The 1,701-nt window shown below is 35.4% G+C and carries 2 protein-coding genes; both read right to left on the bottom strand.

Annotated elements, in window-relative coordinates:
* Positions 1-299 precede the first annotated feature (299 nt).
* The gene (locus I3255_RS14125) at positions 300-998 is read right to left on the bottom strand and encodes a GntR family transcriptional regulator (RefSeq protein WP_081327227.1); all 699 of its coding nucleotides are present in this window, start codon (positions 996-998) and stop codon (positions 300-302) included.
* 373 nt (positions 999-1,371) lie between these two features.
* Positions 1,372-1,701 (bottom strand): glycine cleavage T C-terminal barrel domain-containing protein (locus tag I3255_RS14120; protein WP_275950128.1); only part of this gene is annotated, 330 nt, incomplete at its 5' end.

Here is a 1,701-nt window from a genome sequence, read left to right as displayed (position 1 = left end):
ATATGACAAAGAGAGAACAATACCATAAATGCAAATACATGTTGTCAATTAAAGCATTGTTAATCGCATTTTATTGCTATATTTTAGAATAAAACAATTGATAGAGTTGTCTATTATGAGCAAAAATCAACAGAATAAGAAAAATATACCTTGGCTTCGTCATACTGTTACTGTTCTTGTTTTATTTGTTTTATTTTATATAATTTTCTATGTGGCGGGAGAATACTTATTCTAAGTTATTCACTTTATATCCTTCCCAATAAAAAAGGCAACCTAATTATTAATCAGGCTGCCTTTTTTTAATTGGTTGGATTTAAAGCTTGCAAACTTCCAACCTGTTTAATCACTTGATAAAGCTTTTCGGTATGCTGTCGAACTAATTCACATGCGAGATCTAAGTTCCGATCTAGTACCGCCTTCATCATCGCCTCATGTTCACCATTATCATGGTATTGCGTTTCATGGGTAAACTTAGAGCCAAGAAGAAAATGACGGTAACGCTCTTGCTGGTCATAAATAGTGCTCATTAACCCCATGACAAACTCAGCGCCTTTGCATGATATAAGCGCCATATGAAAGTCCTTATGGCGGCGTTCCCACAACGTTAGGGTAAAATCTGGCGAGTTCGGATCCAAGCGACTTAACTTATGGTATGTCGTTAAAATATTCAGTTCCCACTTTTCATCGCCGTGTTTCATCGCTTCACATAACGCCATATTTCCGATAGCTAAACGCGCTTTAATAATGCTTTTTAATTCATCTAAAGACACATCAGCGACCCAAAATCCCTTTTGCGGTTTTAAAATAACGTATTTTTGCCAAGAAAGCTGGACCATTGCTTCCCGTAACGGTGAACCGCCAACGTTATAACGCTGTTTAAGATCACTCAATATTAGTTTTTGCCCTGCTTCAAATTCGCCATTTAAAATATCATTTCTAATTTGGTGCATGACACGATCACTGATCGTAGAAAAATTATCTTTCTCAAGGCTAGCCATTATTTCCTGAGTCTCATTATAATTGGTATTAATATAATATGAATGGATGATACACCTAAACCATAATTGGAACCAGCGTCACATTTTATTCTTATATTTATTCAACATATTTTGCAAATATACACCGCCACGCTCAAGAAACAAACAAGCAATAATATGCTTTCACATACACAATTACATAGAAAAAAATACTTTCATAGAAAGCTTATTAAAAAATACACATTACAAACAAGAGTATTCTTAACCATCTGATTTATAAAATACAGATGTGGATCTTGAATATCTATCAAGATTCATTAAAAAGACAGAACAACTGATAAATGATATTTTACCCATAATGAATAAAAAGGGAACGAATGCTCCCTTTTATTTATTAACCTCGATAATAGTTCTGAGCGACAAATGGCATTTTTGTCACTTGTACAGGTATTTTTTTGCCTCTAACCAATGCCCACATTTCCATACCAATATCAGTATGCGCAATATCAACAAAAGCCATTAAAACGGGTTGAGCAATCGAAGGTCCATAAGTACCACTGGTTACTGTACCTATTACCTGATCGTTTTCATCGAGCAATGCAACACCTTCACGAACAGGAGCCTTAGTTAAACCAATTAAGCCGATACGCTTTTGAACAATTTGCTTGGTCTTAATTTGTTCAAGGATCACATCAGCACCAGGGAACCCTCCTGCTCGTTCACC

Origin of the sequence: Psychrobacter sp. Ps6 (assembly GCF_022129235.1) — a bacterium.
GTDB lineage: Bacteria > Pseudomonadota > Gammaproteobacteria > Pseudomonadales > Moraxellaceae > Psychrobacter.
This window is presented reverse-complemented; position numbering and strand designations above follow the sequence as displayed.

Coding starts and splice junctions, on each gene's coding strand:
- I3255_RS14125 (WP_081327227.1), bottom strand. CDS start 998: ATGGCTAGCCTTGAGAAAGATAATTTTTCTACGATCAGTGATCGTGTC.